11 protein-coding genes are annotated in these 15,656 nt (G+C 63.1%); 6 read left to right on the plus strand and 5 right to left on the minus strand.

The annotated features are described in order from the left end of the window. Window positions 1-3 precede the first annotated feature (3 nt). From C7G61_RS12170 to C7G61_RS12180, 3 genes are all read right to left on the minus strand, one after another. On the minus strand, window positions 4-1,851 hold the full coding sequence (locus tag C7G61_RS12170; RefSeq protein WP_108514488.1) for an extracellular solute-binding protein: 1,848 nt from the start codon (window positions 1,849-1,851) through the stop codon (window positions 4-6). A 14-nt stretch (window positions 1,852-1,865) separates the two neighbouring features. Then, window positions 1,866-3,767: an extracellular solute-binding protein gene (locus C7G61_RS12175; RefSeq protein ID WP_108514327.1), complete on the minus strand. Its 1,902-nt coding sequence runs from the start codon at window positions 3,765-3,767 to the stop codon at window positions 1,866-1,868. A gap of 299 nt (window positions 3,768-4,066) precedes the next feature. After that, window positions 4,067-4,618: a c-type cytochrome gene (locus tag C7G61_RS12180; RefSeq protein WP_108514328.1), complete on the minus strand. Its 552-nt coding sequence runs from the start codon at window positions 4,616-4,618 to the stop codon at window positions 4,067-4,069. Window positions 4,619-4,830: 212 nt separating this feature from the next. On the opposite strand from C7G61_RS12180, the gene C7G61_RS12185 reads away from it, so the two are divergent. Further along, complete coding sequence (locus tag C7G61_RS12185) at window positions 4,831-5,571, plus strand: 3-deoxy-manno-octulosonate cytidylyltransferase (protein ID WP_108514329.1); 741 nt, start codon at window positions 4,831-4,833, stop codon at window positions 5,569-5,571. 21 nt (window positions 5,572-5,592) lie between these two features. Continuing rightward, window positions 5,593-6,453, plus strand: a complete 861-nt coding sequence (locus tag C7G61_RS12190) for a prephenate dehydratase (protein ID WP_108514330.1) — start codon at window positions 5,593-5,595, stop codon at window positions 6,451-6,453. A 733-nt stretch (window positions 6,454-7,186) separates the two neighbouring features. Here the strand turns inward: C7G61_RS12190 and C7G61_RS12200 are convergent. Beyond that, window positions 7,187-8,206 (minus strand): LLM class flavin-dependent oxidoreductase, encoded by a 1,020-nt coding sequence (locus tag C7G61_RS12200; RefSeq protein WP_108514332.1) that lies wholly within the window; start codon window positions 8,204-8,206, stop codon window positions 7,187-7,189. Window positions 8,207-8,590: 384 nt separating this feature from the next. On the opposite strand from C7G61_RS12200, the gene metF reads away from it, so the two are divergent. The 3 genes from metF (at window position 8,591) to maiA (ending at window position 14,186) form a co-directional block, all read left to right on the plus strand. Further along, window positions 8,591-9,505 carry a methylenetetrahydrofolate reductase [NAD(P)H] gene (gene metF, locus C7G61_RS12205; protein ID WP_108514333.1) on the plus strand — a complete coding sequence of 305 codons (915 nt, stop codon included), beginning with the start codon at window positions 8,591-8,593 and terminating at the stop codon, window positions 9,503-9,505. A gap of 4 nt (window positions 9,506-9,509) precedes the next feature. Then, window positions 9,510-13,364, plus strand: coding sequence for a methionine synthase (metH, locus tag C7G61_RS12210; protein WP_108514489.1), 3,855 nt, complete (start codon window positions 9,510-9,512; stop codon window positions 13,362-13,364). A 159-nt stretch (window positions 13,365-13,523) separates the two neighbouring features. After that, window positions 13,524-14,186 (plus strand): maleylacetoacetate isomerase, encoded by a 663-nt coding sequence (gene maiA / locus C7G61_RS12215; RefSeq protein WP_108514334.1) that lies wholly within the window; start codon window positions 13,524-13,526, stop codon window positions 14,184-14,186. A gap of 180 nt (window positions 14,187-14,366) precedes the next feature. Here the strand turns inward: maiA and C7G61_RS12220 are convergent, their stop codons facing one another. Next, window positions 14,367-14,999: a glutathione S-transferase family protein gene (locus tag C7G61_RS12220; protein ID WP_108514335.1), complete on the minus strand. Its 633-nt coding sequence runs from the start codon at window positions 14,997-14,999 to the stop codon at window positions 14,367-14,369. A 117-nt stretch (window positions 15,000-15,116) separates the two neighbouring features. Here C7G61_RS12220 and C7G61_RS12230 point away from each other — a divergent pair, with 117 nt between their 5' ends. Then, window positions 15,117-15,605: a DUF6636 domain-containing protein gene (locus C7G61_RS12230; RefSeq protein ID WP_244608264.1), complete on the plus strand. Its 489-nt coding sequence runs from the start codon at window positions 15,117-15,119 to the stop codon at window positions 15,603-15,605. Window positions 15,606-15,656 lie beyond the last annotated feature (51 nt).

The raw sequence follows: 15,656 nt of genomic DNA on the forward strand, positions 1-15,656 counted from the left end.
GGACTATTTCGCCTGCTCGAGTTTCGCGGCCTTTGCCGATTCGTACCACCAGGTTTCCGGCGCGCCGCGGGCATAGCGGGGCTTGGTCGGTGGGAAACCGAACTGATCCCAATAGGCGATCCAGTGCGAAGCCTTGTTCCAGTGTGGAATCCAGTAACGACCGGAACGAAGAACACGATCGAGGGCGCGACAGGCGTTGTTCAGTGCGGCCTGCGTCTGCGCGCCCACTGCCTTTTCAGCCAACGCGTCGACCACCGGATCCGCGATGCCGGCAAGGTTGTTGGACCCCTTGGTATTGGCGGAATCGCTTGAGAAGTAGTTGCGCAGCGAGCTTCCCGGAATTTGCGGGAAGATAAACCGCGCGATGGCGATTTCGAAATCGAAGTCCTTGAGCCGCACCTCGGCTTGCGCCGGGTCGACCAGACGAATGTTCGCATCGATGCCGAGCACGCGAAGGTTCTTGATGAAGGTCTGATGATGCGGCTCGAACGAACGCTCGGTCAGCAGGAACTCGACCGATAGCTGTTCGCCCTTCGCATTGAGCCGGCGGCCGTCCCTCACGGCCCAGCCCGCACTGTTGAGCAGGTCACCCGCGCTGCGCAAGAGCTTGCGATCCTGCCCGGACCCGTCGGTCTCCGGGGGTATCCATGCCGGCCCGAATACCTCCGGCAGCAGACGGTCGCGGAACGGCTCGAGCAGTGCGATCTCTTCCGGCGACGGCTCGCCGCGGGCCATCATGTCGGAATTCTGGAACACTGAATGCGTGCGCTGGTAGGAACCATACATCAGGTTCTTGTTGGTCCATTCGAAGTCGAAGGCGATCGTCAACGCCTCACGAACGCGCCTGTCCTTGAACTTGTCCCGCCGTGTGTTGAGCAGCCAACCCTGCGCGCCGGAGGGGCGCTCGTCCGGAATGACCTCCCGCTTGACACGTCCCTCGCGGATCGCGGGAAAATCGTAACGCGTCGCCCAGACCCGTGAGGTGAACTCCTCGCGGAAAAGGTAGTTGCGGCCGGTGAAGGCCTCGAAGCCGGCCTCGCGGTCACGGTAGTACTCGTCACGTAAAATATCGAAGTTGTACAAGCCGCGGCAAACCGGAAGGTTCTCGCCCCACCATTTCTTCACGCGCTCGAATTCCACAAAGCGGCCTTGTTCGAAACGAGCGACGCGATAGGGACCTGATCCCAGCGGCGCTTCCAGCGAAGTCTCATCGAACGGCCGCGTCGAATAGTACTTCTCGGAAAAGATCGGCATCGCGGCCGCAAGCGACGGCACGTCAAGGCCGCGGGTCGGCTGGAAGCGCAACTGCACCGTCCGCTTGTCCTCGACCGTGGCATCGGCGAGATCGCGCAGCACGGAAGCGTACGCAGGATGTCCCTTGCTCTTCAGCGTCGTCAGCGAAAACGCAACATCGGATGCCGTGATCTCGCTGCCGTCGTGAAAGGTAATGCCTGGGCGCAACTGGAAACGGAATACCAGCCCGTCGGGGGATACGGTCAAATCCTCTGCCGCCAGGAGATAGACCGCGTCCGGCTCGTCGAACGCCCGCGCCATCAGCGATGCAAAAGTTAGCTCCATTCCGTTCGCCCTGTCGCCCTTGACGATAAAGGCGTTGAGCGAATTGAAAGTCGAGCCACCCGCCCCAACGAGTTGCGAGAACATCCCGCCTTTCGGCGCATCCGCATTCACGTAGTTGAAACGACGAAAGTCGGCGGGATATTTCAGTTCGCCGAATGCAGAAAGGCCGTGGAGCTTTTTGCCGCCATTGTCCGCGAACGCGGGAGCGAGGCGAGCAGCCGCCAGCGCGCTGACACCGAGACCGAGCACATGCCGGCGAGAGAATTGCGCCATGCGCATGATGTCCTTCAAGACCGTCTTCCGTTCCGCGCTGCCTTTTCCGCGTCCCACCACCATAGCGACGGGAAGCCCGACTGACCGTATTTCGGCAATTCGGATGGCCTGCCGAAGCGATCCCAGCGTGCGGTCCGGACCTTGGGATAATTCCACTGCGGCACGACATAGTGATTCCACAGCAGCACGCGGTCGAGCGCCCTGGTCGCGGCAACAAGGTCATCCCGACCCTTGGAATAGATCAGTCGCTCGATCAATTTGTCGACGGCCGGATTCTTGATGCCGATGACATTGCGCGAACCCGCCATGTCCGCCGCCTGCGACCCCCAATATTCGCGCTGTTCATTTCCGGGCGACAACGATTCCGCCCACGACGAGACGACCACGTCGAAATCCCAGCTGCGAAGCCGATTTTCATACTGTGTCGGATCGATTGTGCGCACGCTGACGGCGATGCCAAGCCGCTCCAGTGAGGGCTTGAAAAACAGCATGACGCGTTCGAAGGACGGGTCTGCACCGAGCAATTCGAGCGAAAATTGCGCTCCCGTCTTGCTATCGACAAGCTTGCGCTCGCGCACCTCATAGCCGGCCTCCTTCAGCAGGCGCAGCGCCTCACGAAGATTTTCGCGAACCGCTTCGGGACTGCCGCCGACGGGATTGGTAAAGGGCTTCGTGAATACCTCGGGCGGCACCTCCGCGCGGACGGCTTCGAGTATTTCCAGCTCCCTGCCTTCGGGCAGGCCGCTTGAAGCCAGTTCAGTGCCATCGAAATAGCTGCTGATGCGCTTGTACTGACCGAAGAAGATCTGCTTGTTCATTTCCTCGAAGTCGAATGCATAATTCAGCGCACGACGCACCCGCGGATCCCTAAACTGCTCACGCCGGATATTCAGCGCGAATGCCTGCATGATTCCGGAACTGCGGTTTGGAAACTCCTCGAGCAGCACGCGCTTGTCATTGACGGCCGGGAAGTCGTAGGCCGTTGCCCAGTTCTTGGCGCTGTTTTCGGTGCGCCAATCAACCTGGTCGCCCTTGAACGCCTCGAGTGCGACCGTCGAGTCCCGGAAATATTCCAGGCGCAACTCGTCGAAATTGTTGCGGCCGACATTCGTGCTGGAATCGCGCCCCCAATGGTCCTTCACCCGCTCCAGCGTTATCGTCCTTCCCGGCACAAACTCCTTGATGCGGTAGGGGCCCGAGCCCAGCGGCTTCTCCAGCGTTGTCGCAGCGATGTCGCGCTTGCGACCCTCGCTGTCGGTGCCCTCCCACCAATGCTTCGGCAAGATCGTGAGCTGTCCGACAATCTGCGGGAGCTCGCGATTGCCTGGCGCATCGAAGCTGAACTTTATCTCGCGATCACCGACCTTTTCAGCTTTCACCACATGGCGGTAGTAAGCCGAGTACTGCGGATGATGTTGCTTGAACGCATTAAGGGAGAAGATGACGTCCTCAGGCGTGACAGGCTTTCCGTCGTGCCATTTCGCCTCTTGCCTGAGACGGTACGTGACCCAGGAGAAATCCTCGGGATGGCTGACGGCGTCGGCCAGTTCGCCGTATTCGGTCGAAACCTCATCCAGCGACTGCGTCATGAGAGATTCGTAGATCAGCTGAACGCCGCCTGCGAGCGAGCCTTTGACGCCGGCCACCACGAGGTTGAAGTTATCAAACGTCCCGATCTGTATTTGACGTACGATGCCGCCCTTCGGGGCTTCCGGATTGACGTAATCGAAGCGCTTGAAGTCGGCCGGGTATTTGACCTCGCCGAACAGCGAGAGCGCGTGCCGCCACTGCAATTCGCCCGATGCGGGCTGGCCGCGGGCCGCATCAATCGCGGAGATGTTCGCAGTAAGCCCGAGCGCCGGAGCCAAAGTGGCCGCGGCACCGCTTTGCAGAAGATGTCGTCGGGTAATCGCCAAATGCAGAATTCCTGTTGCTGACGCCAGTATCCGTGCTTTCGAAGTCCGCGATCCGCGCCGGCCCGGTGACACGGACTACGCAAACAACGAGGCCCCGAGCTAGTGAGGACCCAATATAAGGCAAGGGTTCGACAGATTACGTTGCTTTTTCCTCATGATAGCAGCTTGGGAACACCGCCGCTGCGGCGAAAAGTCCCGGTAACAACTCCGACAACGACAGTGCGATCCCTCATAGCGAAACGGCCAGGCAATGCCTGGCCGCAATGTCGCGCGGAAGTCCCTGCAGGACTGTCGAAATCTTACTTTGCCGCGGTCGGCAGCGGGGCCGGGCTTTCCGAAAGGCTGCGCAGATAGGCGATCACGTCGGCGCGCTCGCTGTCCTTCGGAATGCCGGCAAAGCCCATCGCGGTGCCCGGAACAAAGGCCTTGGGATTGGCAAGGAACTTGTTGAGATCGTCATAGGTCCAGGTGCCGCCCTTGCCCTTCATGGCGGCCGAGAAATTGAACCCGCCACGTCCCGCCCCCTTCGGCTCGTTCAGGACATTGTAGAGGTTCGGGCCGACGCGGTTCGGGCCCCCCTTCTCGAAGGTGTGGCAGGCGGCGCACTTCTTGGCGGCCGCGGTGCCCTTCTCGACGGAAGCGGTCTGCAAAAGCTTCTCGATCGGCTCAGAGGGAGCTGCGGCTTCCTTGGCTCCACCGTGAGAGGCGTCTTCCTTCACGGCGATCTCGAAGCCCGGCTTTTCCGGTTTCACGGGCGCGAAAATCGCCTGGGCGGCAAAGCTGGTCACAAGGAGAACGAGACAGGTGCCAAGGATGGCACCGAGAATCTTGTTGAGTTCGAAGGAGTCCATAGTGGGATCAGGCTCCAGGCCGGAAAGGTCGACTGAAGGCCGGCAAAACGGCCGCGGATACGCATCAGGAATCAGCCTTTTCGCGCCGCACCCTCAGCACGGTTGAGATATCGGTTTGCCCGGGCTCTGGCAACCCGTATAAACGGCCCGACTTTCCACCGATCCCCCATTATTTCCGGCCTGTTTTTGCTGGCCGACTGACCTCGTTCCGGATGACCGAAACCCGAATTCTGGTGCTGATTCCCGCCCGCATGGCGGCGACCCGCCTGCCCGGCAAGCCGCTTCTCGACATCGGCGGCCTGCCAATGATCGTCCACGTGCTGCGGCGGGCCGAGGAGGCCCAGATCGGCCGGGTGGCGGTCGCCACCGACACGCCCGAGATCGCGGCCGCCGTGAAGGCCGCCGGCGGCGAGGTGGTGATGACCCGTGCCGATCATCCCTCCGGCTCCGACCGGATCCATGAGGCCATGCGGACGATCGATCCCGATGGGCGGGCCGAGATTGTGGTCAACCTGCAGGGCGACTTTCCCACGATCGCGCCGGAAACGATCCGGGCCGCGCTGCCGCCGCTCGACGACCCCACCGTCGACATCGCGACGCTGGCCTCGCAGATCCATACCGAGGAAGAGGATCGGGCCCCCAGCGTGGTGAAGGCGGTCGGCTCGCCGATCGGCCCGAACCGGCTTCGTGCGCTCTATTTCACCCGCGCCACGGCGCCCCATGGCGACGGCCCGCGCTACCACCATATCGGCCTCTACGCCTACCGCCGCGCCGCGCTGGAACGGTTCGTGGCGCTGCCGCCGTCTCCGCTGGAACAGCAGGAGAAGCTCGAGCAGCTCCGCGCGCTGGAGGCCGGGATGCGGATTGACATCACCATCGTCGACAGCGTCCCCCGCGGGGTCGACACCCCGGCCGACCTCGAAACCGCCCGGCGCATGCTGGCAAAAACCTGAGCCGCTGCTAAAAGGCCCCGCATGACCAAGAAGCTCAAAATCGCATTCCAGGGCGAGCCTGGCGCCAATTCCCATATCGCCATCGTCGAGGCCTATCCCGACGCCGAGCCGTTGCCGTGCGCGACCTTCGAGGACGCGCTGTCGGCGATCTCCTCCGGCGAGGCCGATCTCGGCATGATCCCGATCGAGAATTCGGTCGCCGGGCGCGTCGCCGACATCCATCATCTGCTGCCGGCCTCCGGTCTCTTCATCGTCGGTGAATGGTTCTTGCCGATCCGCCATCAATTGATGGCGCCGAAGGGCACCAAGCTTTCCGACATCAAGACGGTGGAGAGCCACGTCCACGCGCTCGGGCAATGCCGCCGCATCATCCGCAAGCTCGGCATCAAGCCGATCGTTGCGGCCGATACCGCCGGCAGCGCGCGCGACGTTTCCGAACGCAAGGACAAGAGCGTGGCCGCGATCGCTTCGCGGCTGGCCGCCGACATCTACGGCCTTGATATTTTGGCCGAGGACGTCGAGGACGAGACCCACAACACGACCCGCTTCGTTGTGCTGGCGCGGGAGGCGAACTGGGCCAGGCAGGGCTCAGGCCCGCTGGTCACCACTTTTGTTTTCCGGGTGCGCAACCTGCCCGCCGCGCTCTACAAAGCGCTCGGCGGCTTTGCCACCAACGGCGTCAACATGACCAAGCTGGAAAGCTACATGGTCGACGGCAATTTCTTTGCGACGCAGTTTTATGCCGACGTCGACGGCCATCCGGATGACAAGGGCCTCGCCTTTGCGCTGGAAGAGCTAAAGTTCTTCTCACGCGAATTCCGCATCGTCGGCGTCTATCCCGGCCACCCGTTCCGCGCGACGTTCAGCGAGAAACAGGATTAAGGGACGCGCACGGATCTGTTCGCGCCTCCCGGCGCACGACTGCTGTGGGCGCGGAGAGCGCAGATTCGTGACGTGCAACAGCCGGACCTTACCAGCGAGCGGCAAGTTGCGCGGCATTAGCGGTGCAGCGGATACGGATATTATGAAAGCGGTACTCGCGACGTTATCAGCCGGCGTACGCCCCCTCTCCGATCACCACCGGCCGTTACCAGCCCCACCCTGGACGCGGACCCCACCCTGGACGGGGACCCCATCCTGGACGCGGACCCCACACGGGCCGCGGGCCCCAAGCTGGCCCGCCCCAAGCATAGGCGCCGCGCCATCCCGGACGCCACACGGGGCGCGGGCCCCAACCGCCATAGGCGCCCCATCTCGGACCCGGACGCCACCAGCAGCGACCCCAGGCGTTGCAGACCCAGCGGACCTGCTCGGTATTCGGAGCCTGGCGTGAGATCTGGTCGGCATGCGGAAGCCCGTTCGGCATCGCGGCGGAAGCTGAGCCGGCGGCGAGCATAACGCCGCCGAGGGCGGCCAACCCAACAACTGCAGATTTCAGTTCCATTGTTTGTCTCCTTGGCTGGGAGACTTCGACAACTTCGTTGACAACGCTTGGTTGCTTCTGAGGCTCGAACAAACGCAGGCATGCAGTGCAGGAATGCTGAAAAAGCAGGAATGCTCAAGAGCAGGAATGCTCAAGAAAATGAGATACAGATTCGCAGAAAGTCATCCCTATCTAGGCGGCGGCTTTCTTGCTTGGCCCGAACGCTTCCGCGAGCAGGCTGTACGACTTCTTCCGCGCGTCGTGATCGTAGACGGCAGTGATGATCATCAATTCATCCGGCTGACTTGCCGTAATCATCGGCTGCAGCTTCGCCATGATCGTCGCCGGACTGCCAACGAACAGCCGCGAGCGGTTGCGTGCAACGGAAGCGCGTTCGGAAGCCGTATAATTATAGGCCAGCGCTTCCTCGACGCTCGGCAGCGGCAGGTATTGTCCGCGGTCGCGGCGCAGGCGGTTGAGGTCCATCGAGGAGGCGAGCTGTTCGGCTTCCGCATCGGTTTCGGCGGCGACCGCTGCGATGGCGAGGATGCCGTGTGGCGCGGCGCGCCAGCCGGATGACTTGAAATGGTCGCGGTAGTTGATCATCGCCGCGATCGCGTCATAGGACGCAAAATGATGCGCGAACGCGAAGCCCATGCCGACTTGCGCTGCCAGTTCCGAAGAGTAGTCGCTCGAACCGAGCAGCCAGATCGGCGGCAGTGGCGTATCGTCAGGCATCGCCACCACGTTGTTGTAGGGATGGCCGGCCGGGAAATCGCGGGTCTCCCACAACACCAGTTCACTCAAGCGTTCGAGGAAGTCATCGCCCTCGCGGCGGTCGAGCCGGCTGCGCAGCGCGTGCGCCGTGGCGCCATCGGTGCCGGGCGCGCGGCCGAGGCCGAGATCGATGCGGCCGGGGAACAGCGCCTCCAGCATCTTGAAGCGCTCGGCCACCACCAGCGGCGCATGGTTGGGCAGCATCACGCCGCCGGAGCCGACGCGGATGTTGTTCGTTACCGCGGCGATCTGGCCGATCATCAGGTCGGGCGCGGGGCTCGCCACCGAGGCCAGATTGTGGTGCTCGGCGAGCCAGTAGCGGACATAGCCGAGGCCATCGACATGGCGCGCCAGATCGATGCTGTTCTGCAGCGCGTGGGCCGGACGGGTGCCTGTGGTGACGACGGAGAGGTCGAGGACTGAAAGCGGGATCATGGCGCTAAACTAATGCGGTAAGCGAGGGCGACAAAGGCCCGGCCGGCGCAGATCAGGCCCGCGCTTGTGGGGAAAGCAGCGGCGGGACGCGGACCATGAGTGGGACAATATGTGACAAGTTGACTGCATTGATAATCTACCCACAAACCTGAACACCTGCTATGGAAGCCGTCGTCTGTATAACTATATGTTTATATTAGATAATAGCTGAATTAGCTGCTGCCCACCGTCATTTCCATGAAGTCAATATTTCGCATATTCGTACATTAATTGGGCTATTTCCCATCAACGATGGGCTGTTTGGCCAGGCTCGTTTGGCCTATTTTAGCTGACTGCCGCTAGGGCTTGATGCCGGCCCATCCTTTCGGAGCTTTGTGAAGTGCCATGACCGAGGTTACGCCCCCCGCTTTCGACGGCCATCGCGCGCTGCATTCACCCAGGATCTCCTTCGAGTTCTTCCCGCCCAAGACGGAAGAGATGGAGCGGAGCCTGTGGGAGACCATCAACCGGCTGGCGCCGCTGACGCCGAATTTCGTGTCCGTGACCTATGGCGCCGGGGGGTCGACCCGGGAGCGCACCCATTCGACCATCGCGCGCATCCTGAAAGAGACCCGCCTGACGCCAGCGGCGCATCTGACCTGCGTCGGCGCGCCGAAGGGCGAGATCGACGAGGTGGTGGCGCGCTATCACGAGATCGGCGTCCGCCACATCGTGGCCCTGCGCGGCGACCCGACCACCGGCATCGGCACCGCCTATCATGCCCACCCGGACGGCTATCAGAGCTCGCCCGACCTGATCGAAGGCATCAAGAAGCGCTATCCCGATATCGAAATCTCGGTTTCGGCCTATCCCGAAAAGCATCCGGAGAGCCCGACGATCGATGCCGATATCGACACGCTCAAGGCCAAGGTCGACGCCGGCGCGGCGCGCGCCATCACGCAGGTGTTCTTCGATAACGACCTCTACTTCCGTTACCTCGATCGCGTCCGCGCCCGCGGCATCGATATTCCGGTCGTCCCCGGCATCATGCCGATGCACAACTTCAAGCAGGCCCGCAGCTTCGTGACCCGCGCGGGCACGACGGTGCCGACCTGGCTGGCGGACAAGTTCGATGGCCTCGACGACGACGCCGAGACGCGCAAGCTGGTCGCCGCGACCGTCGCCGCCGGCCAGGTGCAAAAACTCGCCAAGCATGGCGTCGACACCTTTCACTTCTACACCATGAACCGCGCGGACCTCGTGTTTGCGATCAGCCATCTCCTGGGCATCCGTCCCAATGGCGCACAGAAGGCCGCTTGATCCGATGACTGCCAAGATTTCGCCCAAGCGAACCGCCCTGCTCGCCGCCGCCCGCGAGCGCATCCTGGTGCTCGACGGCGCCATGGGCACCATGATCCAGGGCCTGCAGTATGACGAAGCCGCGTTTCGCGGCGCGCGTTTCGCGGATTTTCATCGCGATGTCCGCGGCAACAACGACCTTTTGATCCTGACGCAGCCGCAGGCGATCGAGGACATCCACGCGGCTTACCTGCGCGCGGGCGCCGACATCGTCGCGACCAATACGTTCTCCTCGACCTCGATCGCGCAGGCCGACTACGACATGTCGGACCTCGCCTACGAACTGAACCGCGACGGCGCAAAACTCGCCCGCGCCGCGGCGATGCGCGTCAGCGCCGAGGACGGCAAGCCGCGCTTCGTCGCCGGCGCATTGGGACCGACCAATCGCACCGCGTCGATCTCGCCCGACGTTTCCAACCCCGGCTATCGCGCCGTCACCTTCGACGATCTGCGCAAGGCCTATGGCGAACAGATCAACGGGCTCCTGGACGGCGGCGCCGACCTGCTGTTGGTCGAAACCATCTTCGACACGCTGAACGCCAAGGCGGCACTCTACGCCATTTCCGAAATCACCGAAGAACGCGGCATCGACGTACCCGTGATGATCTCGGGCACCATCACCGACAAATCCGGCCGCCTGCTGTCGGGACAGTTGCCGGAAGCGTTCTGGAATTCGGTGCGGCACGCCAAACCGATCACCATCGGCTTCAACTGCGCGCTCGGCGCCGAAGATCTCCGCGCGCATATCGCCGACATCGGCCGTGTCGCCGACACGCTGGTGTGCGCCTATCCGAACGCCGGCCTGCCCAACGAGTTCGGCCAGTATGACGAGACGCCCGAATACATGGCCCGCCTGATCGGCGAGTTTGCCGAGGCCGGCCTCGTCAACATCGTCGGCGGCTGCTGCGGTACCACGCCAGGCCATATCGCGGCGATTGCCGCCGCGGTTGCCCCGCACAAGCCGCGGGCCGTGCCTGTGATTGAGCCGCGGCTGCGGCTGTCGGGCCTCGAGCCGTTCGAACTGACGCCGGCGATCCCGTTCGTCAACGTCGGCGAGCGCACCAACGTCACCGGCTCGGCGAAATTCCGCAAGCTGGTCACCGCGGGCGATTACACCGCAGCCCTGCAGGTGGCGCGCGACCAGGTCGAGAACGGCGCGCAGATCATCGACGTCAACATGGACGAGGGCCTGCTCGACTCTGAAGCGGCGATGGTGACCTTCCTCAACCTCGTCGCCGCTGAGCCCGACATCGCGCGCGTGCCGGTCATGGTGGACTCCTCGAAATTCAACGTGATCGAGGCCGGCCTGAAATGCGTTCAGGGCAAGCCGGTGGTGAACTCGATCTCGATGAAGGAAGGCGTGGAGAAATTCATCCACGAGGCCCGCATCGCCCGCCGCCATGGCGCCGCCGTCGTGGTGATGGCGTTCGACGAGGTCGGACAGGCAGATACGTTTGCGCGCAAGACCGAAATCTGCAAGCGCGCCTACGACATCCTGGTCAACGAGGTCGGCTTTCCGCCCGAGGATATCATCTTCGATCCGAATATTTTTGCGATCGCGACCGGACTGGAAGAGCACAACAATTACGGCGTCGACTTCATCGAGGCGACGCGCTGGATCCGCCAGAACCTGCCGCATGCGCACATCTCCGGCGGCGTCTCGAACCTGTCGTTCTCGTTCCGCGGCAACGAGCCGGTGCGCGAGGCCATGCATTCGGTGTTTCTCTACCACGCCATCAAGGCCGGCATGGACATGGGCATCGTCAATGCCGGACAGATGATCGTCTATGACGACATCGACCCCGAGTTGCGCCAGGTCTGCGAAGACGTCATTCTCAACCGCGACTCGGGTGCCTCGGAGCGGCTGCTGGCGCTGGCCGAAAAATTCCGCGGCAAGGAGAAGCAGACCAAGGAGCAGGATCTTGCCTGGCGCGAATGGCCGGTCGAGAAACGGCTGAGCCACGCGCTGGTGCACGGCATCACCGAATTCATCGAAGCAGACACCGAAGCCGTCCGCAAAACGGTGGAGCGGCCGCTGAACGTGATCGAAGGGCCGCTGATGGCCGGCATGAACATCGTCGGCGACCTCTTTGGCGACGGAAAAATGTTCCTGCCGCAGGTGGTGAAGTCGGCGCGCGTGATGAAGCAGGCGGTCGCCTATCTGATGCCGTTCATGGAAGAGGAGAAGGCGCGCAACCTCGCCAACGGCGTGACCGGCGACGGCCGCAACGCCGCCGGCAAGATCGTGCTCGCCACCGTCAAGGGTGACGTCCACGACATCGGCAAGAACATCGTCGGCATCGTGCTGCAATGTAACAATTTCGAGGTGATCGACCTCGGCGTGATGGTGCCCGCCGCCAAGATCATCGAAACCGCCAAGGCGGAAGATGCCGATATCATCGGGCTGTCCGGCCTGATCACGCCCTCGCTCGACGAGATGAGTTTTCTGGCCGGCGAAATGGAACGGCAGGGCATGAAGATGCCGCTGTTGATCGGCGGCGCCACCACCAGCCGCGTCCACACCGCCGTCAAGATCGACCCGAACTACAAGGGCGGGCCGGTGGTGCATGTCAACGACGCCAGCCGCGCCGTCGGCGTGGCGTCGTCGCTGCTCTCGCCCGAGCGGCGCGAGGCCTATGCCGCCGACATCCGCGCCGAATACGCCAAGATTTCCGCGGCGCATTTCCGCGCCCAGGCCGACAAGAAGCGGTTGAAGCTGGCCGATGCGCGCGCCAACGCGGTCAAGGCCGACTTCGCCAAAACGCCGCCGAAGAAGCCGGCGTTTCTGGGCATCAAGAGCTTCGACGCCTATGATCTGGCCGAACTCGCCGAATACATCGACTGGACGCCGTTCTTCCAGACCTGGGAATTGACCGGACGCTTCCCGGCCATCCTCGACGATCCCAAGATCGGCGAGGTCGCGCGTTCGCTCTATGACGACGCGCGCAAGATGCTCGATCTCATCGTCAGGGAGAAATGGTTCAAGGCCCGCGCCACCATCGGCTTCTGGCCGGCCAATGCCGACGGCGACGATATCGCCGTCTATGCCGACGATACGCGAGCCAGGAAGATCGCGACCTTCCACACGCTGCGCCAGCAACTGGAGAAGCGCGAAGGCCGCTTCAACGCCGCGCTGTCGGATTTCATCGCCCCCGCGTCGTCCGGCGTGCCCGATTATGTCGGCGCCTTCGTGGTCACCGCCGGAATCGGCGAGGACGCGGTCGCCGACCGCTTCAAGAACGCCAATGACGACTACTCCTCGATCCTGTGCAAGGCGCTGGCCGACCGTCTGGCGGAAGCCTTTGCCGAGCGGATGCATCAGCGCGTCCGCAAGGAATTCTGGGGCTACGCGCCGGACGAGGCGCTGGCTTCGGATCAACTCATCCTCGAACAATATGCCGGCATCCGCCCGGCGCCCGGCTATCCCGCGCAACCCGATCACACCGAGAAGGCGACGCTGTTCCGCCTGCTCGACGCCGAAAACACCGCCGGGGTGAAGCTGACCGAGAGCTTTGCGATGTGGCCGGGCTCGTCGGTGTCGGGACTTTATTTCTCGCATCCCGAAAGCTTCTATTTCGGCGTCGGCAAGATCGAGCGGGACCAGGTCGAGGACTATGCCGCGCGCAAGGGCATGAGCGTGGCCGAGACCGAGCGCTGGCTGGCGCCGGTGCTGAACTACATTCCGTCGCAGGAGCAGGCAGCGCCGACGCCGGCACCGGTGGCGACGGAGATCGTACCCGCCAACGATGTCGCCTCGCATCCGCCCGGCTGCACCTGCGCCGTGCATCTGGCCTGGCGGAAGAAGGCCGTGGGGGCGTAGTAGGTGCTTCCTTCCCTTCTCCCCTTGTGGGAGAAGGTGGCGCGGAGCGCCGGATGAGGGGTCTGCGTCCGCGGAGACAGACCCCTCACCCGTCTTCGCTTCGCGAAGCCACCCTCTCCCACAAGGGGAGAGGGGAAGAAACAGGCGGGATTTCCTCCCATGAAATTCTTCTCCTTCTGGCGATCGCTGGCGAGCTTTCGCGTTCGCATCGCGCTCAATCTGAAAAGCGTCCCGGCCGAGGTGATCTTCGTCGACCTCGACGCCAACGCGCATCGTGACCCCGAGTATCGCAAGATCAATCCGCAGATGGCGTTGCCGGCGCTGGTCGAGGATGACGGCACCACGCTGTTCCAGTCGCTCGCGATCCTGGAATATCTCGACGAGAGATACCCATCTCCGCCGCTGCTGCCCGCCGATCCAGCCGGCCGCGCCCGTGTCCGCGCGCTGGCGCTGATGGTTGCCTGCGAAGGCCATCCGCTCTTGGTGCCGCGGGTGCGGCGCTATCTCGACCACGAACTGAACCTTCGCGATACGCAGCAGGCGGCGTGGCGACGGCACTGGATCGTGGAAACGCTGGCGGCGCTGGAGGGGCATCTGGCTGATAACAAGGACACTGGCCGGTTTTGTCATGGCGATGCGCCAACGCTGGCGGATATCTGCATGGTGGGGCACGTCACCGTCGCGATCACGCAGCAGATCGACCTGAAAATCTATCCGACGGTGAAGCGCATCTTCGAGACCGCGATGGCGTTGCCGGAATTTGCGAAGGCGCATCCGCTGGCGCAGCCGGACACGCCGGAGGCGATGCGGCCGAAGGCCTGAAAGCGAGGCTGGCGGCCCGGCGGCGCGACTCCCCGGACACGCCGCACCCGGCCTGACAAAAATCGCGAAAACAACCCCATGCAAAGTAGGATTGGGCCCGCGGCTCACGCTCGCGCGAGCGCAGCGGGCCGGCAAGACGAAAAGGCTCCGCGGTCGTGGCGCGGCCCGCCCCCACCGAGCTCAATCGCCGCTCGGCGGCGCGAGCGGCTGCACGATTTCCTTGAACGGCGGCAGCGCCTCGCAAGCGGCAGAATGCGCCTTCAATGCGGGATAGCGCGCGTCGAACAGCGCGGGATGCGCCTCGCCGGTGAAGCGCAGCACGCAGGCAACCGCGATGTCGGCGTGGCCGATCTTCTCGCCGGACCAATACGGTGTCTTGACCGCCGCGCGCTCCTTTTCCAGCACGTCGAGCACGCCCGATATCTGCGACTTGCAGCGCTCGACCCACAGATCGAGCTGCTTCTCCTTCCGCAGCACACGCTCGTAAAGCAGGCTGACGCCCTTGTCGCCGAGCCCCATCGCCAGCGCGCAAATCCGCAAATGCCGGCGCCGTGTCTCGCCGCTGCGTGCGATCATCGCCTTGTCGGGGCCGACGACATCGTCGAGATGATCCAGGATCATCGCGCTCTCGATCAGCGCCTCGCCGTCATCGAGCACCAGCGTCGGCACCCGCCGCAGCGGATTATAGGGTGCGATCTTGTCGGCATCACCGAAGGTCGACCACGGCTTGTGCTCGAAAGCGAGACCATACAGCCGCATGGCGATGGCGACGCGGCGGACAAAGGGGGAGTCGTATTGGCCGATCAGGATCATGCTCGTTGTGCTCTCTCCGCTTGTCATGGCCGGGCTTGACCCGGCCATCCATCCCTCCTTGGGAAGATTCTTTTCGAAGGGTGATGGATGCCCGGGTCAAGCCCGGGCATGACGAGGTTGCTTTGGGTCGCGCCAAGCGTCATCCTAAGTACGTTAAGGCGTATTGCAACTCACGAGTTACACATCATGTTTCAATGGCGGCCAATCTTCTTCGCGCTTCCGCTATTTGTCCTCGCCGCACCGGCCCATGCTCAATCCGCCCCCGCCGGCTTCCAGTCGCCGTCCAAAAACATCGCCTGCCAGTATTTCGACTACGACAAGCAGAACATCCTCCGCTGCGACATCAGCGCCATGGAAACCAAGCCGCGCCGGCCTGCCGATTGCGAGCTCGACTACGGCGGCGCCTTCGAGATGAACGCCAAAGGCCCCGCCACCCGCCTCTGCCACGGCGACACCGTGATGGACAAAGCGCTGCCGGTGCTTGGCTATGGCGAGGTGTGGCAGCGCGGCGGGTTTACGTGCAAGTCCGAGCAGGCGGGGATTACCTGCTTCAATGCGGATCGGAGAGGGTTTTCGCTGGCAAGAGCGAAGCAGGAGATGTTTTGAAATCACTCTCTCTGTTCGTCATGGCCGGGCTTGACCCGGCCATCCACGAAA

The organism is Bradyrhizobium algeriense (genome assembly GCF_003062295.1).
GTDB classification, from domain to species: domain Bacteria; phylum Pseudomonadota; class Alphaproteobacteria; order Rhizobiales; family Xanthobacteraceae; genus Bradyrhizobium; species Bradyrhizobium algeriense.

Bases quoted from the DNA above. Each gene is read 5' to 3' on its own strand.
- C7G61_RS12180 (WP_108514328.1), bottom strand. From the start codon at position 4,618: ATGGACTCCTTCGAACTCAACAAGATTCTCGGTGCCATCCTTGGCACC.
- C7G61_RS12170 (WP_108514488.1), bottom strand. From the start codon at position 1,851: ATGGCGCAATTCTCTCGCCGGCATGTGCTCGGTCTCGGTGTCAGCGCG.
- metF (WP_108514333.1), top strand. From the start codon at position 8,591: ATGACCGAGGTTACGCCCCCCGCTTTCGACGGCCATCGCGCGCTGCAT.
- maiA (WP_108514334.1), top strand. From the start codon at position 13,524: ATGAAATTCTTCTCCTTCTGGCGATCGCTGGCGAGCTTTCGCGTTCGC.
- C7G61_RS12190 (WP_108514330.1), top strand. From the start codon at position 5,593: ATGACCAAGAAGCTCAAAATCGCATTCCAGGGCGAGCCTGGCGCCAAT.
- C7G61_RS12185 (WP_108514329.1), top strand. From the start codon at position 4,831: ATGACCGAAACCCGAATTCTGGTGCTGATTCCCGCCCGCATGGCGGCG.
- metH (WP_108514489.1), top strand. From the start codon at position 9,510: ATGACTGCCAAGATTTCGCCCAAGCGAACCGCCCTGCTCGCCGCCGCC.
- C7G61_RS12200 (WP_108514332.1), bottom strand. From the start codon at position 8,206: ATGATCCCGCTTTCAGTCCTCGACCTCTCCGTCGTCACCACAGGCACC.
- C7G61_RS12220 (WP_108514335.1), bottom strand. From the start codon at position 14,999: ATGATCCTGATCGGCCAATACGACTCCCCCTTTGTCCGCCGCGTCGCC.